Here is a 25,759-nt window from a genome sequence, read left to right on the forward strand (position 1 = left end):
AAAGTGACTGATGCCAAAATAGAAAAAGAGCAGAAAGGACTTAGTAAAGAAAACAATCTAGCTTTCAAAGCGACTGATTATACGACTATTGAAGCATTGGAATTTGCTGTTGAGCAAAAAGAGGCCTATTGGTCTGCTCGCGCTAAAATCACGATTAATGGACATTACAAGAGATTTGTAAAATGGTTAAAGGAAAATGATCTAGATAAGATTGACATTAAAGCCTTGAAACGTCGCGAAATTGCTGTTTTTCTTAATTCATTAAAAAAATATAATAAGCAACGAGAATTAACGGATGAACCTGTAGGTGCTAAAACAAGGAATAGCTATCGAACTTCTCTATCGCTTTTGTTCAATCAACTTGTTAGTGATGATATCTTAGAATATAATCCTGTAAAAGCTATCAATAAGCTAAAAGAAAGACCAAAAACACACAAAGCATATACAGACCAGCAAGTTACACAGATGCGAGAATACATGGATAAAAATGATCCGTATCTTAGAAAGTTTACACAATTCATAGCCTATGCTTTTTTAAGAAATGTCGAAGTATGCCGACTTAGGGTTAAAGATATTGATCTTGAAAATAGAAGGATTTATGTGCAAACGAAAACTGAAGCACAGGAAGTAGTTCCCATTATTGAAAACTTAGCAAAAGTTATTAAGCAGATGGAACTTCATAAATACAAACCAACAGACTTCGTCTTTACAAATACAGAAGAATGTGGAGTATGGAATACAACTGAAAAAGCAAAAACATATTATTTTTATCGTAGATATGCTGATATGAAAGAAGCTTTGAAACTCGATGAAGATCAAACCTTATATTCTTTTAAACATACCGCAGCGTCGAATCTTTATAAATCTTTAGCTTCTGAAGGGAAAGCTGATGAACAAGTGCTGACAGAGCTAATGAGTTTTACAAGACATAAAACTAAATCACAGCTTCGTAAATATTTAAGAGGTATTGGAGCATCTCTAGCAAAAGATTATTTAAATAAATACACAATCGATTTTTAGACATCAAAATAAAAGAGCGCGTATACAAATCATATATAAATGGTTATCATTAATTTTTAAAGCTTCGCGCTCTTTTTAATAATCTTCAATTCATCATACTCCATAAATAGGTTAGTAAAATTTCATTGGTTTTTGAACTTATTGTATTCTATGATAAAATCTAATAAAATCTATATTTTTTCTAGCTGATCGCTTAGTGATTAGTAAATTTTTTAGCTATCTGTTAAGCAATTAGCTATGCGAGGAAAAAATTATTCTAAACGAATCACTTAATGATGAGTTGTTTTTATTTGTATTAAAATAAATGAAAAACGCTTTTCATTTTAGCCTTATTGTTTTACAAATACTTAAAAAAATGATTCACTTTTTCCATTCAGTTTCCCAATACTCGCGTTTTGCTCTTTTACCTTGTATTACTTTATGCTTTAAAGCGTAAGTAAAAGATTATTTTTTATTGGTTTTTGGATCGCTTTTAAAACTTTTTTTCAAAAAAAATTATTGCTTGACTAATTTTTTTGCACTCCTAAATCATTATGAAAATATGAGCATATTCTTTTTTTTGTGCTGTTTCATCGCTTTATATTTTCTTAATAGGTTAATATTTAAATAGTTAGTTTTTTCTTGCCAGTATTTTTCAGTTACTTTTTTGTCACTTTTCAGTAAAATATGAGTAAAAAAGCAGTAAATAATCAGGAAACATTTTGTCACTTATTGATCACTTTTAAGTAAACAATTAGGAAAGTTTAGGGAAACTTTTAGTCATTTTTCAGGTAACTTTCTATAAACAAGTGAGTTATATTTTATAAAATTTAATCCTTTTCGATTTTGTCTATAGTTTTTCAGTGAAAAATTAGTTAGATTTACTACAAGTCAAATGAAAAGAATTAGTAATCCCGTAAGTAGTTAAAAATCCAAAAGAATCTACTTACTCATCAGAAAATATTTTATAAACCCCTTAAAATAATTATTAGTTAAAAAAACAAAATTGCATCATCCATACAATCTATATGATTGTAAAAAACATTAAAATTTTCAGATATTAAAAGAAGTTACCAACTCTTATAGATACTATATCATACTTCTCTACACATGATGTAGTTAATTCTAACTTTTGTCACAATTACAAAGTTGCTTTATTGAGCGACCAAGGCTTCTTTTGCCCAATTTTAATGAATCAAAATTGGTTACATACGTCTTAAAAATCATTGTTTTTTATATCGTATTGATGGATTAACTAAAAAGTAAAACAATAGCATAATTGAAAGCAGAAACTGTATATAACGTAATTCAAGCATTAAGCGCAGACGAGAAGTTGCGTCTTTATGGTATGCTTGATTTACAAAAAGTGACTGCTCTCAAACCAAAGAGAAGAAAGAAAAAGTTAATCTCCGTGGCTTCGGCTATGGATGATTTGTTAGTAAATACTTTTAATAAATAATAATGAGCATTATTCATTTTTCAAGAGCTTTTAAAGCGCTTGATCATTTTGTGGAACAACATAATACGACTGCTGATAGTCTTTCAGATCGGTTGCGTCAATCTGTGATTGCAACAGCTAGAGAGATTATTCGTATTTATGGTGCTTCATTATTAAAAGAGAGTAAGAAAGCATCTTTTGATGCAGCTAATATCCCATCTTTAAAGACCAACAACGTTCAATTAGCCAAAATTGCACGTGTCAGTACCAGAACTAAAAAGACATCTTATTAGGCTTAAAAAAGCAAATATCATTACTCAAAAAATATGGCACGGCTCAAATGCAAGTTATGAACTGTTTTTGAATCCTAATGTATTGTTGATAAACTGTCCAAAACCACTGAATAACTCTAAAAACTTAAAAAAAGAGGAGAAAACAAAAAACACTGATAATCAGTTTTTTAAAAAAGAGTATTCGACAAGTTGTCCCCATACAGACTCTGGTAACAATAGCTACATAAATAATATAGTAATAGCAGTTGATAAGAAATTGAACATTGACAGAAAGTTAAGTCCGAGTACTTCCAAAATTGAATGTTTTACTGGCAACGAATTGTCAAGATACATAGAGAAGGAAGGTGGCAAAAAAATGAATGAGCAACATTCGCAAGGCACACCAGGCGCGCGAAATTTTAATAGTACTAATGATGTAGAGAAGGAAGGTGAATTCTCTGAAGTTAAAACACAGGCAAAAGACATAGATTCAAGGCTTGAAGCTTCAGGTGTTCCCTTTCTTAATTCGTATGTAGATGCTTTATGGGAATTGGCTAAGAAGAAATTATATAAAGAAGTTGGCTTGACTGAAAATGTAGAGAAAAAGACCAAAGAACTATTGTATTTGTGGTATCAACCCGTAAAAGCAGAATATTTAGAAAAAGTTCATGATGTGTATGTTAAGCGTATTTATTTAGTTCAAAAGTATTTAGCAAAAGATTCCAAGAATAGATTTGTTCAATTGCCGCATCTATATTTTGATCCAGAAAATAAGTATGGTTTTACAGGAACTAAAGTTTGGTATGAGAATCATATGCGTAGCAAACAGAGAACACGATTAAAATTAATCACTCAAGCACAGATTCGTCGTTTTTTACAGAATGAGCAAAAAGAAACTACAAATCAAAAGCCACGTTTACCATTATTTAAAGAGTGTGAAACAAGATTACAACAACTAGGAAACCCTGTTTTATTAGAGCAATTTTATAAAGCAGTTCTAACGCAAGAAAATAAAACTATTTTCATATTTAATTAATTTTTAGACAAAAAAATCCTTGAGAGTTTTAAGGGTGAAGAATGTCTTAAAAGTTACTGATCAATGATCTGTCTTGTACGGAAATAGCTTTACACAATTTTAAGTAAAGCATGATAAAAAGAGACAAGTATTCAGTCGTTACTAAAACGGGAACTCGTTACGTAATTCAACCAGAACATATCAAACGACAAGCTGTAAAGGAGTTAGAAAGTGGAGCGTTAACCATAAATGAAGCAATGGAAAAGTATAAGCTTAGAAATAAATACACACTCACTTATTGGCTACAAAATTACTCTTCTACTCCAGAGAAATATAAAGCCAAACCTAGATTATCTCTCGCAAAAAAGAAACAAATAGTTAGAGATATTGAAATGGAAATTTTAACTATTAAGGAAGCTTCTCAAAAACATAATGTTGTTAAAGCTTCTATACGTAGTTGGCTCAAAAAATATTCTTTTGATATTGCATTGGAATCAAATCCAAAGCAAATGCCAGAACAGCAAGATAAAAATCTACTTAAAGAATTAGCGCTCGCAAAGACTAAAATAACTGCCTTAGAAACAATGATAGACCTAGCTGAAGAAATTTTTAATATTCCTGTAAGAAAAAAGTGTGGTACCAAACAATAGTTCGTTTAAAACAACAAAACCCAAAGATCAGTGTCGGTCATCTTTGTGGATTGTTTGGTAAAACCCGACAAGCTTATTATGAAGTAGATAAGTATAAAAAGCGTCGTTCTGTAGAAGAGGTATATGTTTTAGAAATGGTTGCCATCATACGAAGAGAACAACCTAAAATTGGCACTGTAAAGCTATATAGGATTATGCAAGACTTCTTTGATGAACACCAAATAAAAATGGGTAGAGACGCTTTACATAGCTTATTATCTATTCATGGCTTAATTATAAAAAGAAAACGTAGATATGTGATAACAACATATTCAAAACATTGGCTCAGAAAGTATGATAATTTAATAAAAGATATAACCTTAACATCTGCGGAACAACTTTGGGTAAGTGATATCACTTATATAGCATTGGTTGATGGTTTTAACTATTTGTCTTTAGTCACAGATGGCTATTCTCGTAAGATAGTGGGGTATTGCCTTCATGAAACACTAGAAAGCGATGGATGTATAAAAGCTTTAAAAATGGCTCTTGAAACAAGAATAACAAATAATAAACTAATCCATCATTCAGATAGAGGGATTCAATATTGCAGTGCTGCGTATGTCAAAATACTGAACAAACACAATATAGCTATAAGCATGACAGAGAAAGGATCTCCTTACGAAAATGCTATTGCTGAACGTATTAATGGAATTTTAAAATATGAACTAGGTCTGGAAGCTGTATTTGATAATCGAGAAGATGCCGTATTTAGTGTAACTAAGGCTATTTATATTTACAATAGTAAACGTCCACATATGAGCTGTGATATGCAAACACCTAATCAAGCACATGCAAAAACAGGTATATTGAAAAAACATTGGAAGAATAACAACGAGAAATTACGAAATACTATTATTAACTGATCTAGCAAAATTTTCAAGAAAGAATGCATTCTTTCTTGAAAATTATAAACCATGTAAAGGTATTACAGGAAACATATTTTTATGTAAAGTTATTTTAGGGTGATGATTTAAAAAAGTAAAGTTATATTAGTAACGTAATTTTGAGTGTAAAGCTATTACAGGAAATATTTATTTAAATGTAAAGGTATTTTAGAGTGATGGAAAAAAGAGTAAAGTTATATTAGTATAATTAGTTTAATCTGTAAAGTAATTTTAGTATTAGACAGTCATCTGAAAGTAGCTGCAAAATAACTTGAAAGTACCCAAAAAGTAACTCTGAAGTTACCTAAAAATAGCCGCAAAATAACTTGAAAGTATCCAAAAAGTAACTCTGAAGTGACTTGGAATTGACTCAAGAATATTTTTTAAAAAAACACGCTTCTGATTATCAATGATTTGAAAAAAAACAGTCTTCTTTGTTAAAAAAAATCTTGATATTGTCTTTGATATAGAGAGTAAGCGAAAAATTGCAATACAAACTAGCGGTATGAAGAGAGACACAAAAATATTTTTTATTTTAATGAGTAAAAAACACCTCTACAGATTAAATTCTCTAAGACCTATTCTTTATTGTTACAGAACAATAAGGAAAGAAAAACAGCAATCAATAAAAATTACTGATTGCTGTTTTTTTTAGCTATTTTAACTCTATTTTATGATTAAGATGTTATTTTTTTTGATTTTTATTTAAAGAAATTAATGTGTCTTTAAAATATAATACTTCAGAGTCTTTCTTTTTTAGTGTGGCTCCATAAGTATAATCCAATTTTACATTATATGATTTACCAATTATTTTGAATTCATTTTCGCTTACTTTATAATGATTAATAGCAAAAGTTACAGTATCCATATCAATTTGATTTTTTTTAGTAGATTTTATAATGAATGAGTTATCTGACAACCATTCTAATCTTGCTACAACTATTGAATCTTCATATTCTTCTATTTGATAATTGTTTAACCTGTATATTTTAGCTATGAATTTTTCGTTTTCATAAAGTTCAAATGTACCTTTCTTCAAATAGTCATTTGATTGTTTTTGTGAACAACCAATGATTAATATCAATATAATAATAAATCTATACATATTTTATAATCACTATAATTCCAACTATTATTTGAACTGCTGCTATTCCTCAGGAATTAATTGAGCTAACTTTTTCTGTTATAGAGGACGACCTTCTTATATCTTTTTTATATTGTAAAAAGAATACAAAAACCCTAAGTATAATTTAGAATTTATCATTCTAAAATTCTTTTTTCGCTACAATATTACTTAATACTTCTTCTTTCTGCTACTTGGAAATCTCTAGTATTTGCCTCAGGAAATGATTAATTTTATAGTACCTAAGCAACTTTCACTATTTAAAAAAATGAAAAATGAGCCTCAATTAAGAGACTCATTTTTCTACTTAAGTTTTATATAATTTTCGTTATATCTCTGTTTTTTTAAGAAACATTATTTTACATAGTTATCCAAAATTAGTTACTACTTTTTAATGATTTCTTTATTAATTCTTCTTGTTTATGGTCAATTTTATTACTAACTTTTATAATCTCTCCTTGCAAGGAATAGTTAACATCAAGATAGGCAGGTTTCATTATATAGGAATAATGATTTTTTTTAATCTTCCAAGTAATTGTGTCTAAATTATTTTCTACTTTAATACTTTTTATTAAAAACACACAATCTTTTGAGGTAAACTTAGAGGAAGTATACTTCTTATTCTCAGATTCAGAAAACTCCAGCTGAATCCCATTCTTCCTGTAAAAAGTACCTATTTTAGTATTTTTTTCAAAAACATCAAAAGTTCCCTCCTTCATTTCACAACAGTCTATACTTGAATTAGGTCGAATAAAGAGGCAAAATGTTAAAATTATATACGATGTTATTTTCATGTTATAAATGTTTTATATATCATAATTAATCCAGCTATAAAAAATGTAAAAAAAGCTAAATATATCTCTACGTCATATGAAAACATCATTGGATCTATCTTCTTTTTTTTAGCTTTGCTTACTGTTAGTTTAATAAATAAGAAAATTATTGAACTGACAACTAACAAAATTCCTATAATTAGATTCATAGATTATTATTTTTTTTCATGTTTTACAGGTTTTGGTTTTGCTTCCTCTATAAATATATTCGTCGTTTCTTCTAATATTTTCTCAGTAGCTTTAATACCAGCTTCAGTAGCATGATTTTTACCTTCTTTAACAAATTTCTCTCCAGCTATACGTCTAGTAGCAGCGGTACCTTCTTTTCCTAACTTACCGAAAATAGCAGCTGGCACTTGTTCACCAATTACTTTTACAGGATCTTTCCCATCGGTAAAATCAATAACAATATTAATTCCTGTCCCCGCATTACTCACCGATTCACCAAGAGCGATAATTTCTGGTTGAGCAGAGACCATCCCTAATGCTGAAATTACATCTCCTGTAACTTCCATACTAGTACCCAAAATTTGACCAGCACCCTTACTAGTCTCTATTAGTCCTTCAGAAACATTTGAAATTGCATTATTGGTCTTATTTCTACCATCTATTTCAATTAACTCCTTTTTTTGTTCATTTTCAGTATTAGCAATTTCCATTTGCCTTTTTACTTCCCCCGTTGTTTCATTTGTACTTAAATTGAAAAGTCCAGTAAAAAATTGCGATAATCCTTCTTTTGCTCTTCTTATTAGTTCTGCTCCCTCAAGTTCAATACCCATTCCTAGTTTGTTTTCTTGAAATGCATATATGGAGTTGTAAACATAATCCTCAGCTAATGGATCTATCGATATAAATCTACCTGTTGATGGATCACTAAATCTATATTTCCATTCATACCAATTCAAGTTCAAATCTTCTGTTAATTCCTGTCCTTGATATGTTTTATAATTATTTTTAGAACCAACAATTTGGTTGTTATACCCTTTATGTTTCAAACCAAACGGATAATAATGATTTTCTTCTTTGATCTCTGTGGTTGCATCAATTTCTCCGTTTCCGTCTATATCTTCATACGAGAGTCTAACATTTCCTAGATGATCTTTGTACTGATAGGTGTACTGAAATCCATTGATGATACCTGTACCTTTGAAAATAGGTTCTACATAGCCTTCTTCACTGTTAAAGAACGTAAGTGTTAATGGAGATTTATTACTTGCTTTTTTGTAAATATAATTTCCAGCATAATGTGTCTCTTGGACATTTTCCGTGCTTAGGTCATTTACAATTTTCTGCTTTTTTGCTCCGCTCGCATCGTAAATGTAAGAAATGTGAACGTCACTTTCTAAATTTCATTAAAAAGAAAAGGATGAACATAATGTCCATCCTTTTGCAATATAAATTTGTTTTTAATTTATTGTTTTACAAATATTTATGATTCAAAATTAGTTCATCAACTATTCTGTACCATTACCATTAATTAATAAAAATTTCATTATTAAAAAATAAAGTAATAATTTTAGTCTTATGAACGTAATTCTTATTTTTCAAAATTTATCATTTTTTCCATTTTTTAATATCATTATGGGAATCATAGGTATTTTAATAGGCTTTGAATATTATAAGCCTTTTAAAAAAGATTTAGCTGATAAATATCACAATAAATATGGTACTTTTTTTAAATTAGGAGGTATAGGCATGTTAACTTGGGGTTTAATCAAATTATTTTTTTAACCCCCAACAATTTCATTTGTGCATATATGTTTTCAATGCTCTTAGTAGACCATCCAGAATAACTTGGCTTTAGTATGAATAACAACTGATCATTAAAATCATAAAATCTTAGTTCTTTATTTTTAATACCTCTTGGACCTGTTTCAATGTTAAAAGTATATTTTATTTCATTTAAAGAATAATTTTTTCTTTTTTTAAGTAGTAAGTATTCTCGATATAAAAATATAATTTTTTCGTTTTCTTCAATTATTCTTATTTCCTGAATCCATTTTTGAAAGATAAATAAATACAGGAAATAAAAAAAACTTAATAATCCACTAAACATTATTATATGTTTAGTGTTATTACTCAAAAATGAGATGAATATTGTAAAAATAATGACCAATATTAAATTTAATAAAATATTGGTCATTTTTGGTCTATATATAATCATTGACGCTTATTTAAAATACTTTTTTGTGGGACCCCTTCCAAATCTGAAGATATTGGTTGTGGAACTATAGACTTATTTTTTTTAGAGTTTGAATTAAACTCACGAGCTGCATCGAATAAGCCCTTAGTATCCATGGATGCATCTATTGTAGAGCTTATATCTAATAAAGATCCTTTTCTTGCAATAACTTTTCCACCGTTTTCAATAATTGTAGCTATATTTCCACCTGAAAATAACCCAGGCATAAATTGTCCAACAGCATCATAAAATTCCGCATTTTCACTACCAGCTTGATTTGCTATAAGACCAGGTATAGAACTAGATTCATGTATTACCTCATTTTTACTATCGTTAAACATTGCATCGGTTAGTTGAGTAACGCCAATTGATATTTCTCCTAAGGAGAATACTAATCCAGTTGCACCTCCTGCTGCTGCTCCTGTTCCGCTAGTACCAGCAATATATAATGCAGAACCAATAGCCCCAATAGTACCAAAAGTTATATTACCTATCCCATTAAGAGCTTTCTGAGTATTCTCACTAAGTGGCTCACCACTTAAATCAGGATTCATCGTTTTTCTGTAAATCTTTTTAGATTCTTCATATGAGGCTCCTTGATCTAGGGCTTTTGTCTGAGCTTTTGAAGCTTCTCGCATAGTTACTTTGTAATCCATAGCTTCTAAACCTTCTAATTCAACAGCATCTATAACTCTATTTTCAGAAAAATTATAAACTCCATTATACACGTAATCTTCCGCTAATGGATCAATCTGCCAAAAACGACCAATTGTAGGGTCACTAACCCTATATTTCCATTCATGAATGTTTAATCCTAAATTTTCTGTAAATTCTTGTCCTTGAAATTCTTTCAAGTTATAGTTATTCCCAATTTGATTTGCATTATACCCTTCATGTTTGAGACCAAACGGATAATAATGATTCTCTTCTTTGATTTCTGTTGCTGCATCAATTTCTCCGTTTCCGTCTATATCTTCATACGAGAGTCTAATGTTTCCTAGATGATCTTTGTATTGATAGGTGTACTGAAATCCATTGATGACGCCTGTACCTTTGAAAATAGGTTCTACATACCCTTCTTCACTGTTAAAGAACGTAAGTGTTAATGGAGATTTACTGCTTGCTTTTTTGTAAATATAATTTCCAGCATAATGTGTCTCTTGGACATTTTCTGTGCTTTGATCATTTACAATTTTCTGCTGTTTTACCCCACTAGCGTCGTAAATGTAAGAAATACTATTCCCATTATCAAACGAAATTTGCGTTGGTAGGTTTAAATGATTGTAAGTGATACTAGTAATGCCTTTATTTTTATCTTCAATCATGTTTCCATTGGCATCATAACTGTAATCATCACCAGTGTTGGTTCCGTCTTTAAATCCATATTCAATCCCTACATGATCGGTTACTTTTTGCAACTGATTTCCATTGTAAGCATAGACTAGTTGATCCATCACACCAAAAACAGATGCTGCCTCGTTTCTGTGTCCGCTACGTTGCAAACGTCTGATGTTTCCGTTTTGATCGTATTCGACTTCATCTAAGTTGTAGTTTCCTGTATTGTCTACCGCGCTTGTAATTCTATTAAGCGCATCATAATCATACACATAGTTCTTTACAGAGCTGTCTTGTCCTTTACTTCTCCAAAGTGTACTACTGATGTTTCCATTGAATAATTGTTTTGTTGGATCAACAATATCATTGTAATTCAGTGCAAAACTAAACAGGTCATTTCCTTGATTGTTGACATCGTTGATTCCTTTGAGCCATCCTCTTACATTATAAGTATAGTCTACCTCTTGTAATTCTTTTTCAAGATCTACAAGCACTAAGTTCTTAACGGAGCTGTTTATATGATACATCGCAACATCACCTAATAATGGCGCGCCACTATCTAGCGAATCAGAGATATGAATCGTGACATTGTTTTGCAAATAATGTATTTGATCGGCTCTACGTTCTATTTTAAATTCATCACCAGCATTATAACTAGATACATCCCAAGTCACACTGTAATTATCGCGAATATGCACATCTCCATTTGAGGTAGTATAGATAGCGTATTTAATACTCCCATAACTGTCATTTCCTACGACATCTGAGAGTCCAATCATCATGGTTTTGTTTGCCTGTGGCAGTACATAACTTAAGTATCCATCTGCTGTGATGGTTGTCGTTGTGGTGAGTCCACCATCCCATGCAGTAGCCGATGTTTTGGTCAGAAGTTCTTTAGACTGACTGATATTGTTTACATTCTCATAGTTACTCACCTTTTCAAGGCGACCACCTACTTGTTTTTGCGTTAGTTGTCCAAGCTCGTCATAATGGTTTCTGGCAATAAGCTCTCTGTTTCCATTATTGATTTGTTTGGTTTGATACAAGAGTCGATTGTTGGTATCATATACATACGCATCATTGGTGACTACAGGATCATTGCTTGCTTGTTTATGTGTTGTGTTTGATTGTAATACTTTCCCTGTAAAATCTAACAAGTTACTTACTGCATCACTTGTCTGCAAGTAATTATTGTTTGAAGTGGTATGAATTGCTCTTCCTTTTTCATCATAGTATGAAGCCGTTGTAATCCAATCATTGGTGTCTAAGATACGTACTTTACTTCCTGTAGGCATTCCTTTTACATTTTGAGTAAAATCCTGTCCCATCACAGAATAGCCAATGTATACATTTTCAATAGCAACTTCTGGATCACAAAAAGAAGCGTCCCCTACAAGTGTTTCAGTATCATTTGCAATTAAAGAATGGAAAGCTTGTCCGTTCTTTTTAAATAAGATTTGATTACCAGAGCGTTCTACTCTAAAGGTATCTCCAATTTCACAATAGGTGACAGGTGAAGATTGAACGGTTCCATCTTTATAGACAAAAACACGCTTATCACTTCCGTATCCTGTGTAGATAGCATAACCAATAGAAGTGTAATGAATATCTTCTGCATCTGCCTCTTTAGAAAGCCCTACCATGATACGTTTATCAGTTTGGGCAATGGTGTATTGAATGTATCCATCTCCTTGAATAGCTCCTTGGGTGTTAAACCCTGCGTTTGTCCATGAAGCAGGCAATCCTGCTGTTTTTTGATGTACAATGCCAGTGGTGGTAATTCCATTATTTCCATAAAAATTATAATTTGCTTCATACGAAGTTCCTACATCCCACAGGTAATTATCGTAGTAATTCACAGAAAGTAACTCTAAACCTGTTGTTGGAAAAGCATTGTTGCTGTAAAAAGCAGTTGCATCTCCAATGGAAGTAGCCGTTGCTGTTTTTGTCTCATAGATGGTAGTACTTGCAGAAACCGTGTTTTGTAAATTCGTTCTAGTAGCTGTACTTGCATACTTTCCTGTATACACGACTCTTCCTAGTCCATCATATTTGGTAAAAAGCCAAAGACCATTAGTTCTTAAGTTTACATCTTGCGTCAGTACAGGGCGATCTAATGTATCATAAATGATATATTCCCAACCTTTGGCAGGAATCTTTTTCTCTATGAGTCTATTTCGATAATCATATCTATATTGATAACAAAATTTATCAAGCACATTACTATCAATACTAGGTTGACTCATCGCCATTGGAGGCAATACAAATTTTAAATTCCCAAAATCATCATATACATAATAGGTATCATGTGACACGCCTAAATCATAGGTGCGTTTTAAAAGTACTTGTCCTGATTTGTTTTTAAATTCTTCAGTCGTATGATCTTTTACATGTGTTTGATCCTCTTTCCAATTCTCATCTTTGGTAATAGTTTTATACAATGTTCCTGTTGGATAATAGCTTCCCGCATACACCAAAGAAGAAGGATTGGATACATCAAAACGTTTTACAGCATCCACTAATGAATCATTAAGCTGATACGTCATTTTGATCGTATGTCCTTTAGCGATTGACCAAGCTTCCCCTGGCGCTGCTTGTTCTGTGACTCTATCGATCTCGTCAAATACTTGCGAACTATACGTAGGTTGTATGGCACCTTCAAGCGTAATTTGATCCAGCATAGTTTGTAAATCCTGTGGAAGATTGTTCACACCAGCAAGTATTGTCAATAAACCATTGGCATTGGTTTCACTAGAAATATCATCTGCGTATTTGTTATGATAAAACTGCTGTTGTTTTCTAATTTCCCCCATGGCTAATCCATTGTTAGAGATGTCTCCTAATGCTGGTGGCGCAAAGTCTCCGCCTCGTTGGGCATCAACATAAGGCAGAAAAGAGTTTGCAGTTCGACCATATTCATCATAGGTAATGAGCGTCTTAATATCTCTGTTGTCCTTTGGTGATTGCCCAATGGCGATTTGCATTTGTCCACGTCCCATTCCGTCAAAATATGTGATTTGTTCAATTCTATCTTTGGATTGAACATTAGAAATATCTTGTAACTGTGTTGGGGTTTGAAATGCTACCGAATGCACATAGTTTCTATTCTGGTTGATTCCTACTTGATTTGTTGTATCAGAACATCCATTATAAGTTCCATAGGTATCAGGACACCAATCGCCTCCATTTTCTACATACCCACTTGGAATAGCTCCTGAGCAAGAATAGATCACATCATTTAAATCTCCAAAACCATCACCATCAGTATCATTGTAATAGGCTTTAAAAGATTGTAGATTTGGATCAGAATCGTCACAGTCAACCAGTAAATTGGAAGTATTGTTTAAATCAATTAATACAGCATCCAAAGGAATGTTTTCACACCCTTGAACAACTGAGGTGATCGTATAATGTCCATCATTATCATTATCGGCTACTGTTGCCCAATACATATCTGGATTGATCTGTGGATCGGTATCATCACAATCAAAATCATTACAAACTCTATTGTTTTCTACCAATATTGCATGTGAAGGTGGTGTGTATATGTATAGATTTGGATTTTGCGGGTCAAACGGATAGGCTGGATCTCCATAACCATCACCGTCCCAATCGTAATATTGTATGACATCACAGTCATACTGAAATTGTGCGTGCATGCTTGTTATAAAACCACAAACACATACTAGTAGTACTATATATTTTTTCATTTCTCTGTTCATCTTAGTTGTTTTTGTAGTGATATGTGTTTTGACTCAGTACGTTTCCATCGTGGTCTAAAGTATATTGCATACGTCCCATGGTATCGTATTTGTAATAACTACTTCTTCCTCTTGGATCTGTACTTTGTGTCATCCCGATAAGCGGATCAAAACTATAGGTACTCACCATTGCATTTGGAAGTCCATTTCTAAGTGGCGCTAAAGCATTTTCAAGCGCAGCACCTGTAAGATTCTGAATGGTTGCTTCATCTACTAAAGTAGCTACTTCTGCATAGGTTGCATTTTCAATTTTTGCTACAGGATAATTGTAATTATAACCCCATACATAGGTAATATGTGTGCCGCCTGTTTTAGAGACTTCCCTAGGTTGTCCGTATTTTGTATATCCATGATAAGTAATACGTTCTTCTAGTGCGTTATTGGTTGTTGCACCTGACATAGAAGCTAATAAATGGTTCGTTGGATTGTTCACAGGATGACTACCTGTAAAGTTCCCATAGTTTGTAATGGCTGTTTGCATTAAAGTTGTGCCTTTATACTGCTTTGTGTTTAATGGAACAGTAAGCCTATTTGCAGCTAAGAGTGTTGTATTGTTTTCTTCGTATGGATAGCGAATGACAGTCTCATAGACATCTGCTTTACTATCGGTAAACAATGTTCTAGTGGGATTGTAATGATTCGGTACACTCTCATAGAACGTCTCTGTAACTTGGGTAAGTTCCAAATCACCTTCTTTGGTAATATTGGTTTGTCTATTGGGAAGCTTTTGTCCTGGCCATATGTTGTAGATGTTTCTAGAGATATCACAAGCACCTGCATTCATACAAGCAATTACTGCCTGTTCGCCTGCTAGATCAAATGGAAATAAATGATATTCTCTACTAAGTACAAAGCCTTTGATATTGTCTACATTTTCATCTGCAAAGGTTGCGTATCCAGTGGTTGAACTGCTTTTTCCAGTGATTTCTTCCAGTACAGGTTGTCCGCCTACCCAATCTTGTGTGTATGGAGCACCAGGAAAAGCGACACTGGTAGAAGCTGGTGTATAGGTGCGTTTGATTTGTCTGACTTGAGAATTTCCAGCGTTGGCGCTTCCATGTCCTGCATCTGTGGCTAGTTCATGAATGTTTTCAACCACAGTGGTATATCCTGCATAACCTGATTGTGTGGTAAGTAATGGTACCCAACTCTGAGAAACATACTTGCGAACATCGCCCATACCAATTGAAAAATAGAACGGCTGACTCAAAATGTATCCATCACTGTAATCAAAACTCTTATAACTTGTTAGCTGTGTTAAATCGTAGGTTTTGATTGCTTTTACGCGCAATCCTCCAAAATAATCAAACACTTCTGCATTTGGATTTGGATTTTTTTCAAACCATTTGAATTCAACATCGCTGTAGTGATCTGTAAGATTGTAATCATTACCATTGGTAGTGATTTCAATTTTTACCTTATAACTCTCATCTTTGTCTACCAAAACAGAGCCTGATTCCCAAATGGAATAGCTTGCTACAAGTGTTTCTGAGTTGCCGTTTACTTTGTAGAGTTTAAAGAACATATTTTCACATACCTGATCAGCTCCTGTGTAAAGCGCATCGACATTTTCACAACGATTGGAAAAACCAAAGTATTCCATCTGTGTTTTATTGGTATTGCTTGAAGCTGATTTAGCATCACTGGTTACTGTAAAATCATTGGACCAAAATACATAGGTAGTACTTCCATTACTATTTTGAGTAATGCTGTGTTGATTGGAAGCTTGTGCGGCTACTTTTATCTTTTTTCCACTGTATGGAGGCAAATCAATATGACGTACATCTCCACGGTTATTCTCGTAATATAATTTAGTAACTCCGCCTTCTGGATACGTAATTTTGTTTAGCATACACGCTACACTATAATCTGGATCGACCTCTCTATTGGCACTTTGTGTGTTTCCAACACTCTGAAAAGGAATCAAATTTGTGTTGTTTTTTCCGTTGTAATATCCCCAATGATCTTGTGCATATGAGCGTTTATGAGGTAACATTACATCGGTATTGTATTCAAAGCTGTAACTGTAATCTTCTGAAGGATTGTATCCTCTATGATGTCCTTCAAAGATTACTTTCTTCAGATATAAACGTTTGCTTAAAAAGGAATCATCATTAGTACCTGTTCCAATGAATTCACTGAAATTAGGTGCAGGACTGGTAAAATAGCCATGATTTAGTTTGATACGTTGTGTAAGTATATTGTCGGTATTGTACACCTCTATCGCAGCAAGTCGTTGCTTACTAGATTGGGTATCCAAACGATTATTAGTATCACGTACAAAATGTACGGATCCTTTACTGCTGGTAATTTTTGAAAGTAGTGTATAATGACGCTTAGTAATTGAATAAGTATCAATACGTTTTTTTTCAACATCACTCAGAGGTCCATTAGAGTTATGAACTACTAATGATTGTGATCCTTGTGTGGTATTAATATCATTAAACGGATATGCTGATGGATATCCATCTAATATGGGATGATCGTACTCTAAAGTAATCACATCTCCATTAGGACTAGTCACACTTACCAAATCCCATGTTTCTATATATGTATTGCCTTCTCCATCTTCAGGAGAAAGTTCTATCTGACCTGCAATACTTTGAAAAGTATCTGCAACATGGAATATGTTTCCAACAGCAAATTGATAGGTGATTCCATTAGTATCAATAATAGTCCAACCTGTGATTTTATAATTTGTGTATATCGGCTGAATAACAACATTTTTATTTGGGAATTGAACAATCTCTCCTTTTGGATTGGCAGCATCTCTTTCTTGATTGAACATAAAGCGTCCTGACTGACCAAACATGCTGTAGTTAAAATCATCTGGTTCGTAGTCAAAACGCAAATCGATGGCTTGTTGTCCTGTATAATAGGCGCATGAATGCGGATCATTAGCTACAGAAGGATCCAAGTCGCATACCAGTTTGATATGATCAACCGTATATGGATTGGTGATAAAACCATATTCTCCACCATCATCAGGATATCCTTTGACGGTACGACTGATTTGTCCACCTGCCGAGAGGTTCCAACCGAGTCCAACCCAGCTTGATTCTTCTGTGACACGATGTCCACCCGCATGATATGATAAATTAATAGGAGCAGCAAGTTCTCGTCCTTGTAGTGTATAAATAGGAACACCTATATTGGGTATTCCATTGTAATACGAAACGGGAACTTCACTGTAACGAAGTAAGGAGGCTACTTCGGGAGCCTGTGGAATTACAGCAGGAGTACTGTATTCTGTGGTACTGAATTGCGCATGCACAAAGCCAAAGCTTGCTAGCATGCAGATACATGCAATAAAATGTTTCATAAATTTGTTTTTGTGTAAATGTTAATGTTTGTTTTATAAATGTTATTTATACTGCTATTCTATACGGCAGTTGTACTGTTTGATTTTCTATTTCTTTGGAAAGTGTTCGGTTACGCCTAAAGCTAACAGGTAAAACCAGTTCTTTTTTTAGATGTACCAATCGATACTTAGGTTCGTATAATTTCAGATGAGACAGATTGATAAGATACGAACGATGAATACGTAAAAATCCATCTTGTATCAGTTGCTCTTGATAATATCCAATGGATTTACAACTCAGATGTTTTGTACCATTACTAAGATGTAACCATGAATAGTTTTCATAAGCTTCTACATAGACAATTCTTTCTTTGAGAATGTATTCTCCTTTGTGTTTACTACCAATAAGGAGGTAATTTTTGTTCTGAAAAATGCTGTTTTTTTTCTTGAGTTTATTTTCTATTTCTACCATACAAAGAGATTTTTGAATTTAATTCATTAAAAAAATGCCTGGTTCGGGGTGGAGAGTTTACATAACAAAATAAAGTGCTTTCTAAATGGGCGTCGAAAAAAATGTATAAGCGTTAACTTTTTAATCGCTTAACTGATTTTTTCTACATAATAACGACATTTGACAACCCACTTTTTAATTTCAAAAAAGTCAATACTGAGTCATATCTCTATGCGAAAATGATAAAACACATTCATTTTTCGCACATGATTTTATTCGCAATCCTGTAATTGCAGTAAAAGATTATTTTAAGGTAATTTCTCTTATCTCAGATATACAAAATAGATAATTCCAAGAAGTGTTAACATAATAGCTACGGCTGTAGAAAAGCCAACTACAAATCCTTTGAAAAATTTAAAACTCTTTTCGTTCATGTAGATTATTTATAATTGGCAAGATGAGTAAAATGACTAGTATATTTATCATCTTGCCTAAACAGCAACCTTTTATATAAAATATATTATAGTACAGCTACGCTGAGTTCTTAATAAAAAACTTATCATAAATGATAGTTTACGAGGGATCAGTTATATTTAGGTTTTAGGTATATTATATCGAAATTACTCTCCATATTTATTAACCATAATCCGTTAAGTTGTTAACTAGGTTTTTCATAAAATATAAATTAATGTGCCTACTCGTAAAGGGTTTTCGGCTACGCCCATTTTCTAAAATTGAATTGCAATACAGTTTTAGGGAAATAGGAAAATCTATATACTTTGGATACCAATAAAGAACCATGAAAAAAGTGAAACATAGGAGAACTCTTCTTATTATTCTAGGTGAATACCCATGTATTTAATACACAAATAACACTCGTATTATTTTAGTTTTTTATTATCTTGGAACTTTTAATAGTACTCAGACTAAAATAGTATTATCATTGTCTTTTGTTTTTTGAATTTTAATTAGCCAGGCAACAATGAAAAATAACTTTAGTAATACCTTTTTAGTTGAATTACGAATCAAATATATAAATAAAGTTATATTAAAACAACAAAAGTTGTTTGTTTTTTTTAGTATGTCAGAAATTGGAAAGCGTTTTAAGGAATTAATAATTGCAAATAATGACTCTAACAAGTCATTTGCAACCAAGATAGATGTGAACGCTAATTATATTTCTATGATGATTACAGGGCGTAAACCTATTAGCGATTCTATTCTCTATAGTATTAAAAAAGAAATTCCAAATTTAAATGAAGAATGGCTAATACATGGTAAAGGAAACATGTTTATTAGCACTAAAGATGTAGTTACAAATGAAGTAGATAATCTGTTTTCAAAAATTTCTGATGATGAATTCGCTTTATACTTTGCAAAACACAAGGATCGCTTGCTCAAAAATGAAATTATAAAAGTTATTATTGATAAAACCGTATCTGAACTGTATATTCAAAAATTGAAAGAAGACATACAGAATTTATCCAATAATAGTCAATAATAATTCTTTTTCTCTTTGTTCTAAATGTATGTTATTTAATATTTTATGTTTGATAGATTTTAAAATCTCTATTTCCTTTTGATCTTTTTTTAGCTCAGCTTCGTAAATTTCAATCACATCTTTTTTTACAAAGTCTATTTCACTCAACAGTAATTTACTGAATTCCTTATCTGTTAAATTCCCTGATTTATATTTATTTAATTCTTGCTTGAATTTATTGATTCGTAGTGCTAATCTCTTATTCTTTTTCACAACTTCTCATCAATTTTATGATTTACAAATTCCAAACCTTCATTCAATAGCATTTCTCTGTAATCATGAATTTGTCTGAGATATTGCAGATACTCTTTTACTTTATATAAAGCAAAAATTCCAATTATTACTATTGTAACTGCAAAGAATACATAAGCCAAAAGGTTATAATTTATTTGAGGAATAAATACCCAACTAACAAAGAACAGAGCTGATAAAAAGGGGGAATACAGGCTAAGGCGTAAATATCTTAACGATAAATTGTTATCTTCTTTTTTCATTAAAATAGCTATTATAACAAATATTCCTAATGATAAGAAAAGTAAGCTACCATGTGTTCCTACAGAATATAGAAAACGGTGTACACTTGTATACCCAAAAAATTTCTCTTCTAATGGTCTATCTGGAATAGCCACATGAATAAAGGGTAACACACCGCTCAAAATGATGAGCATATTACCCAAAAATTCATATCTAAAAATCCTTTTTGATTTTTTAATTTCCTCTTGTAGTTGGTGTTTCGACTTTGTCTTTGTCGATTCCAAAATATTCTGTTTCATTGTCAACACTTGTTGGTGTGCATGCAAAGATTGATATACATGCAATAAATACAAATAACTTTTTCATGATTATAGATTTTCTAATTAAAATTCAATAAGAAAATTACTATAATCTTTCTTTGATTTACTATTCCATCTAAAAAATTAGCGGATAGTTATAATAATGATATAAAAGCTTAAGGGAAGTATAACGAAAGTAATAAAATGTTTACAATGGTAATATGGTTAAACCGTAAAATTGAGATAGTTTTAGTAAAAATAGAATCTAACTTGTAGTAAGAAAGGAGGCTATATTATAGGTTTAACTTAAAAATATAAAAAAAGTCTTGTAGAAATTTCTACAAGACTTTATGTTTTAAAAGACTTTTTTAATTAATCTTTACAACCTTTTTTTTCACAAGTAATACTAGTATAACTAGTAATCCAATTACTTCCTGAAGTGTCAAAACCACATCCAGTTTCTCCTCCTTTAGTTCCATAATGTACTTCTTCTGTTGTTGTGTTTTTTACTGCCATGATTATATATTTTTTAAATTATACCTCACAAAGGTACTGACTGTGTATAGTTATACCCTTGTGGAATTTCACAGCTAAAAACAGTTTAGAATAGATTAATTAAGTATAAAGTCTTTTATGATTTTGTTCATATTAGAAGGTAATACTGCCATTTTTATTTCATATCGATTCACTTGCATCGTTTTAAACCAATCTTTCCAATATTTATAAATTACATCTTCTTCATATTGATTTTTTTCATCTGGATTAATTCCCAAAACAAGTACTTCAAGTTTTTGTAAGTTCTCATTTGTTGGTATGAAACCATAGCCTTTTGACATTATTTTTTCATTCCATTTTTCGTCATTCAAGCGATACTTTCTTATCAGTTGTGGCGTTAAATATGAAGTTAGATTTCCTTCCTTTAATTGAGTGTTTTCATGATAGATATATCCATCAGTAAGTATAATCAAGATATTACGATGGTCTTCCAAAATACAGAAGTCATTTACTTTATTTTTGAAAAATCGCCAAGTGTCTGAACCTACATATGTAGCGTCTTTAATTGCCGCTTCATATATTTTCTGAGGTTTTGTACTATAAGCTTGTTCAATTTCTTTCAAAATATCTTTCGTAGCCGTTTTTCTAGTAATTTCATACCGTAAGGAATGTGATATCGTATTTATGTCTTGATTTTTGGGTTCTGGATCAAAATACAATTGTATTTTATCATTCATTCTCCTCACCTTTTTTTGTTTTAGGTGTGTAATAAAAGCATCTGATACAGATTTAATATAAGCAATATCTCTCAAGTAAAATTCCATCGAAGGATTGGGATATTTTTTTGGGTTTATTCTATCTGATAAGTCTAATAAGAAACTAATGTTTAAATTTTCACTTTTAGTAGTTGTCGATTTCGATTTTATTATTTCCGCATCAACTTTATTATTTTTACGATCATCAACGCATGATAAATTCAATAACATAGAAATAAGTGCAACGATTAATAATTTATTTCTCATAATTTTAGTTTTTAGTAAATACTAATTGTTGATGATTCATTACTTCACTTATTTGTAATTCAGCTAAATGCTGACTAGAAACTTCTTCACAACGTAATTTTAATTCGTTTTTTTCACTGTTTGGTAATGCTATTTCTACATTAATTGCTTGGAACCAACCTTCTTTATATTGATAGTGATAGTGTAGATATTCTTTTACAGGAAAAACAAAACCGTCTATCTTTGATTGTAATTCTGATATTTGTCCTTGGATAGCTGTAATTTCTTGTTTAATCGTATCTATCTGTATTAATAATTTATCTTTCTTTTCTAACTCGTTTCTTATTTCCTGTTTTTTATTTCGAATGAATGCTTTTATTTTATCAACGTTTTCATGTTCTTTCATGACAAAATCAAAGACCAATCCCCAAATTATATATACTACGAATCCTGCAAAGATGATTCCCCAAAAGTTTACACTTTTCAAGGCTACAGAAGGAGAAAATGTTTCTCCTAAAACACGTTCAAAATCAAATATCTTCTTTTCAATTAAGTAAGCTAGAATAATATCAAATACAAATGTTAGTACAAATAAAGCTGCTAGTTTTACATAGGATATCGTTTTTTTACTTTTTTGAAACATGTGAATAAGATACCCTAACCCCATAAATACGAAAGGTATAGTCCCCACAAACAATGCCTCTAACCAACCATCGGATAATGCTTTCGTGAAAGCATTTCCATCAAAAATTGCAGCGCTCAAGCTATCTGTTTCAAAATTTTTAAAAAATGAAGAGTAAGATGCTGATATATAAAAAACAAATAAATATATCGTAATTGGTATTAGTAACAACAATCCTATATAAAACTGAGCTTGTGGTCTCTTATCCGTTTCTATTCCATAATTTTCAGGGTTTTGTTTTACATTGATCATTGCATATTTATAATTATCAATATTTTCAATGATTTTTTGCTTTTGCCCTTCATAAATCGAAATAGCAGTTTCTCGTTTTTTTAATTCTGTTTGCTGTTTCTCCTGGTCTTCTATATAAGGTTGCTTTAAAATTTTTTGTTCGTTCAATTGTTTCCTACATAAGTTCTCAAAACTGTTATATAAATTTTTCAATCCGACACCAAAAGTTATAGAGCCACCCGAAGCTTTCTTTGAAGCTCCATAACCGCTTTGATAATATGTGATACGCAATTGCTCTCTAGCTTCCTCTGTATTCTCACTTTCCAAAACTGTCGATGAGCTATTCTTTAATTTGAATAAGTTTTTTATTGACTTCATAATTTAAGAGTTAATAGCTTTTATAATTTCTTCTTTGGAAACATTTTTCCTAGCACAATCCAGTAAATAGTCAACTATTTCTGAAATATTTTCCTCTACAAAGCCAAATTTTTTACAATACTTTTTTAATGAGATATATTCATCATCTGTTACTTTCTCATCTGCCCAAACCATAAGTGCTAAATCATATAAGTATTCTATTCTTTTTTCAAGTGATTCGGGTATTGAAGAGTCATGAGATGGGTTCAATAAAATATGATTTAACTGTTCTTTAGAAATTCCTCTCTCTTCTGCAAACTTATATAGCATTTGCAATTCTAGTATATCAAATTCATCATCGGCAAATGCTATTTGATAGAGTCGTAAAAAATGACTTTTTAATTCATTTGTTATCATTTGGTATAATTTTTAGAATTAACAATCACATTCATCCCTATCTACATAAGTCTTATTTCCACTGCTATTATAATAATAACAACCGCCTTGTGGTCCTTTCCATAGTTGGTTTCCATTATGAAAACCACACTTTATTTCTGTATCTACATCAGACGAACTACCTGTAGTTCCTAGATCTGTATCAATAGAATCATCTGTACTAGAGCATGCTAACAAACTGATAAAACTTAACGTGATTAATACTATTTTTAGATTTTTCATTCTTTTAAATATTTTATTGGTTAATTTAATGTTGCCAGCATCTTCCGCTAGCATTTTTAGTTTTTCGTTTACATCTTCTTCCTGATTTTGTTCGTCCTGAACATTGAACGGAGTAGCTTCTCTTGATTGATGTTGAAGTTTTATTTTTTGGTTTACTAGAAATGGTTTGAATGATAGAGTCATTAACTTTCCTAGTCTTTGATTTGGGCTTGCATACTTTACAAGCTTTATAACCAAAGGAAAGAGCTTTAGTTAATTTTATTTCTTTTTTGGAATACTTTAAATATTTACAATAAGATCTATGATACTTCTTTCCAGTTTTTGTGGTATAAACTGTCTGTGATATTGCATTAGAATATATTAGAAACAATAAAGAAAAAATGATGTAATGAAGTTGTTTCATAACTACTCAACAGGAATTCTGATTTTCGTTTCATTAATCTTCATTCTAGTTTTGTATAATGTTACATATTGAGGTTCTTTTCGTTCCCTATTGTATACAACATCTTCATATAGTTGTATTTGTTTCATCGCAATTACTTTTACGTTTACATTTATGGGAGTTATTTTATTATCATTAGATAGTGCTATATAAAAATCTCCTTCAGGAAACCTATCACTTCTGCCATAAGCAGCACGCCCTTTTCCCATATCAAATTGTAAAAACTGTTTCTCGTTTAAAAAAAGCTGAGTATTCTCATAATCACGTATAAAATAATACTGAACATCTTCTCCTATGTTTGGTAGTATAAGGTTTGTTATTTCCCCAATTGCTAATGCGCCTAAAGGGGTTGTGTAATAACTAGCGACACTTTTTGTTACATTTTTAATACTTTTTAGGTTGTCTTGATAAGCATTTTGTGATTCTTCTCCAACTCCTACCCAATATGCCCAAGACACAAGTCTTTCTTCTCTAAATTCTGTATTAGTTAATCTTGGTAAACCAACTTTTAAATACGTTCTATTATTCCCCTTAAAGCAAGAATGTACCTTTTGAGATTTATCAAAAACTAAAATCTCTTCTAGTTTCTCTCCTTTTAATTCTCTTTTTTTTTCTTTAAAATGTATTGTAGTGTAACCCGTAAGGCTGTCTTCAGAGTAATTAACATACGTAGTATCTCTTATTACTTTCCATTTCCAATCTGTATTAAAATTGTTTTTTGAAGCGTCAGAAGGTATGCGTTGTATTTTAACTCTACAAACTCTTTTAGTTATCGAAGAACTGTAAAAACGAAATCTAACTACACATTTCTTTTTTACTTTTATTCTTTGATTAACAAGTTTTTTGGTTTTAAACTCTGATAATAAAATATTTGAAGGCAAAGCTGTAATTTCTATACTTTTTATATGTCTACCTTTTATCATTTCTAAATTGAAAATAATTTCATCTCCTTCATCAAATGAGTAGTAATGATCTATTGTTTGTTGGAAAGAAAGTTTTATACTTAGACTTGTTACGTCAACAGGATTAACAGCAAGAAGCACATTGATTTTGAAAAAAAATAAGATGCATGATAAATGATAATGTCTCATTTTTTTAAAACTTTTTAGAGTACCTATTTTTAACATACTTATTTATGTAACTATTTAAACCTCTTCCATTTTGGGCTAGTTCCTTCATATTCTCTATATGTTCTTTTCCTGCACTCCCATAATTATAAACATACGTAACCCCTGATGTGAACGTAACTGAAATAGTATTACTTTGAATTTGGT

The 25,759-nt window shown here is 31.4% G+C and carries 23 protein-coding genes; 7 read left to right on the plus strand and 16 right to left on the minus strand.

The window, feature by feature from the left end; all coding sequences use genetic code 11:
* Nucleotides 1-3: 3 nt before the first annotated feature.
* The 6 genes from ACOQOS_RS18280 to ACOQOS_RS18305 all read left to right on the plus strand — a co-directional run bounded on the left by ACOQOS_RS18280 (nt 4) and on the right by ACOQOS_RS18305 (nt 5,279).
* On the plus strand, nt 4-1,020 hold the full coding sequence (locus ACOQOS_RS18280; RefSeq protein WP_420571913.1) for a tyrosine-type recombinase/integrase: 1,017 nt from the start codon (nt 4-6) through the stop codon (nt 1,018-1,020).
* 1,258 nt (nt 1,021-2,278) lie between these two features.
* On the plus strand, nt 2,279-2,458 hold the full coding sequence (locus ACOQOS_RS18285; protein WP_420571914.1) for a hypothetical protein: 180 nt from the start codon (nt 2,279-2,281) through the stop codon (nt 2,456-2,458).
* 2 nt (nt 2,459-2,460) lie between these two features.
* A complete protein-coding gene (locus tag ACOQOS_RS18290; RefSeq protein WP_420571915.1) occupies nt 2,461-2,730 on the plus strand; it encodes a hypothetical protein in 270 nt (89 codons plus the stop codon).
* Nucleotides 2,696-3,745, plus strand: a complete 1,050-nt coding sequence (locus ACOQOS_RS18295) for a hypothetical protein (RefSeq protein ID WP_420571916.1) — start codon at nt 2,696-2,698, stop codon at nt 3,743-3,745. Before ACOQOS_RS18290 ends, ACOQOS_RS18295 begins: the two co-directional genes overlap by 35 nt.
* A 110-nt stretch (nt 3,746-3,855) precedes the next feature.
* Complete coding sequence (locus ACOQOS_RS18300) at nt 3,856-4,374, plus strand: hypothetical protein (protein ID WP_420571917.1); 519 nt, start codon at nt 3,856-3,858, stop codon at nt 4,372-4,374.
* Nucleotides 4,356-5,279, plus strand: coding sequence for an IS3 family transposase (locus ACOQOS_RS18305; protein WP_420571918.1), 924 nt, complete (start codon nt 4,356-4,358; stop codon nt 5,277-5,279). Before ACOQOS_RS18300 ends, ACOQOS_RS18305 begins: the two co-directional genes overlap by 19 nt.
* 706 nt (nt 5,280-5,985) lie before the next feature.
* On the opposite strand, the gene ACOQOS_RS18310 is transcribed toward ACOQOS_RS18305, so the two are convergent.
* The 7 genes from ACOQOS_RS18310 to ACOQOS_RS18340 all read right to left on the minus strand — a co-directional run bounded on the left by ACOQOS_RS18310 (nt 5,986) and on the right by ACOQOS_RS18340 (nt 18,307).
* On the minus strand, nt 5,986-6,405 hold the full coding sequence (locus ACOQOS_RS18310) for a hypothetical protein (RefSeq protein WP_420571919.1): 420 nt from the start codon (nt 6,403-6,405) through the stop codon (nt 5,986-5,988).
* Nucleotides 6,406-6,800: 395 nt separating this feature from the next.
* Nucleotides 6,801-7,217 carry a hypothetical protein gene (locus ACOQOS_RS18315; RefSeq protein ID WP_420571920.1) on the minus strand — a complete coding sequence of 139 codons (417 nt, stop codon included), beginning with the start codon at nt 7,215-7,217 and terminating at the stop codon, nt 6,801-6,803.
* Nucleotides 7,218-7,411: 194 nt separating this feature from the next.
* Nucleotides 7,412-8,251, minus strand: a complete 840-nt coding sequence (locus tag ACOQOS_RS18320) for a hypothetical protein (protein ID WP_420571921.1) — start codon at nt 8,249-8,251, stop codon at nt 7,412-7,414.
* A 719-nt stretch (nt 8,252-8,970) separates the two neighbouring features.
* The gene (locus ACOQOS_RS18325; RefSeq protein WP_420571922.1) at nt 8,971-9,312 is read right to left on the minus strand and encodes a hypothetical protein; all 342 of its coding nucleotides are present in this window, start codon (nt 9,310-9,312) and stop codon (nt 8,971-8,973) included.
* A gap of 104 nt (nt 9,313-9,416) precedes the next feature.
* Nucleotides 9,417-14,483, minus strand: coding sequence for a DUF6443 domain-containing protein (locus tag ACOQOS_RS18330; RefSeq protein WP_420571923.1), 5,067 nt, complete (start codon nt 14,481-14,483; stop codon nt 9,417-9,419).
* A 13-nt stretch (nt 14,484-14,496) separates the two neighbouring features.
* Complete coding sequence (locus ACOQOS_RS18335) at nt 14,497-17,856, minus strand: hypothetical protein (RefSeq protein ID WP_420571924.1); 3,360 nt, start codon at nt 17,854-17,856, stop codon at nt 14,497-14,499.
* Between the two features lie 46 nt (nt 17,857-17,902).
* A complete protein-coding gene (locus ACOQOS_RS18340; RefSeq protein ID WP_420571925.1) occupies nt 17,903-18,307 on the minus strand; it encodes a LytR/AlgR family response regulator transcription factor in 405 nt (134 codons plus the stop codon).
* A gap of 961 nt (nt 18,308-19,268) precedes the next feature.
* Here ACOQOS_RS18340 and ACOQOS_RS18345 point away from each other — a divergent pair.
* Nucleotides 19,269-19,787 (plus strand): hypothetical protein, encoded by a 519-nt coding sequence (locus ACOQOS_RS18345; RefSeq protein ID WP_420571926.1) that lies wholly within the window; start codon nt 19,269-19,271, stop codon nt 19,785-19,787.
* Here ACOQOS_RS18345 and ACOQOS_RS18350 read toward each other — a convergent pair.
* The 9 genes from ACOQOS_RS18350 to ACOQOS_RS18390 all read right to left on the minus strand — a co-directional run bounded on the left by ACOQOS_RS18350 (nt 19,767) and on the right by ACOQOS_RS18390 (nt 25,576).
* The gene (locus tag ACOQOS_RS18350; protein ID WP_420571927.1) at nt 19,767-20,039 is read right to left on the minus strand and encodes a hypothetical protein; all 273 of its coding nucleotides are present in this window, start codon (nt 20,037-20,039) and stop codon (nt 19,767-19,769) included. The two genes, ACOQOS_RS18345 and ACOQOS_RS18350, sit on opposite strands and share 21 nt — an antisense overlap.
* On the minus strand, nt 20,036-20,599 hold the full coding sequence (locus ACOQOS_RS18355) for a hypothetical protein (protein ID WP_420571928.1): 564 nt from the start codon (nt 20,597-20,599) through the stop codon (nt 20,036-20,038). Before ACOQOS_RS18355 ends, ACOQOS_RS18350 begins: the two co-directional genes overlap by 4 nt.
* Complete coding sequence (locus ACOQOS_RS18360; RefSeq protein ID WP_420571929.1) at nt 20,535-20,666, minus strand: hypothetical protein; 132 nt, start codon at nt 20,664-20,666, stop codon at nt 20,535-20,537. Before ACOQOS_RS18360 ends, ACOQOS_RS18355 begins: the two co-directional genes overlap by 65 nt.
* A gap of 305 nt (nt 20,667-20,971) precedes the next feature.
* Nucleotides 20,972-21,115 carry a hypothetical protein gene (locus ACOQOS_RS18365; protein WP_420571930.1) on the minus strand — a complete coding sequence of 48 codons (144 nt, stop codon included), beginning with the start codon at nt 21,113-21,115 and terminating at the stop codon, nt 20,972-20,974.
* A gap of 95 nt (nt 21,116-21,210) precedes the next feature.
* On the minus strand, nt 21,211-22,116 hold the full coding sequence (locus ACOQOS_RS18370) for a hypothetical protein (RefSeq protein WP_420571931.1): 906 nt from the start codon (nt 22,114-22,116) through the stop codon (nt 21,211-21,213).
* A 4-nt stretch (nt 22,117-22,120) separates the two neighbouring features.
* On the minus strand, nt 22,121-23,386 hold the full coding sequence (locus ACOQOS_RS18375; protein WP_420571932.1) for an ABC transporter permease: 1,266 nt from the start codon (nt 23,384-23,386) through the stop codon (nt 22,121-22,123).
* A gap of 3 nt (nt 23,387-23,389) precedes the next feature.
* Nucleotides 23,390-23,782 carry a hypothetical protein gene (locus ACOQOS_RS18380; protein ID WP_420571933.1) on the minus strand — a complete coding sequence of 131 codons (393 nt, stop codon included), beginning with the start codon at nt 23,780-23,782 and terminating at the stop codon, nt 23,390-23,392.
* A gap of 18 nt (nt 23,783-23,800) precedes the next feature.
* A complete protein-coding gene (locus ACOQOS_RS18385) occupies nt 23,801-24,226 on the minus strand; it encodes a hypothetical protein (protein WP_420571934.1) in 426 nt (141 codons plus the stop codon).
* Nucleotides 24,227-24,448: 222 nt separating this feature from the next.
* Nucleotides 24,449-25,576, minus strand: coding sequence for a hypothetical protein (locus ACOQOS_RS18390; protein WP_420571935.1), 1,128 nt, complete (start codon nt 25,574-25,576; stop codon nt 24,449-24,451).
* Nucleotides 25,577-25,759: the final 183 nt, after the last annotated feature.

Source organism: Kordia sp. (assembly GCF_965224175.1).
Classification (GTDB): Bacteria; Bacteroidota; Bacteroidia; order Flavobacteriales; family Flavobacteriaceae; genus Kordia.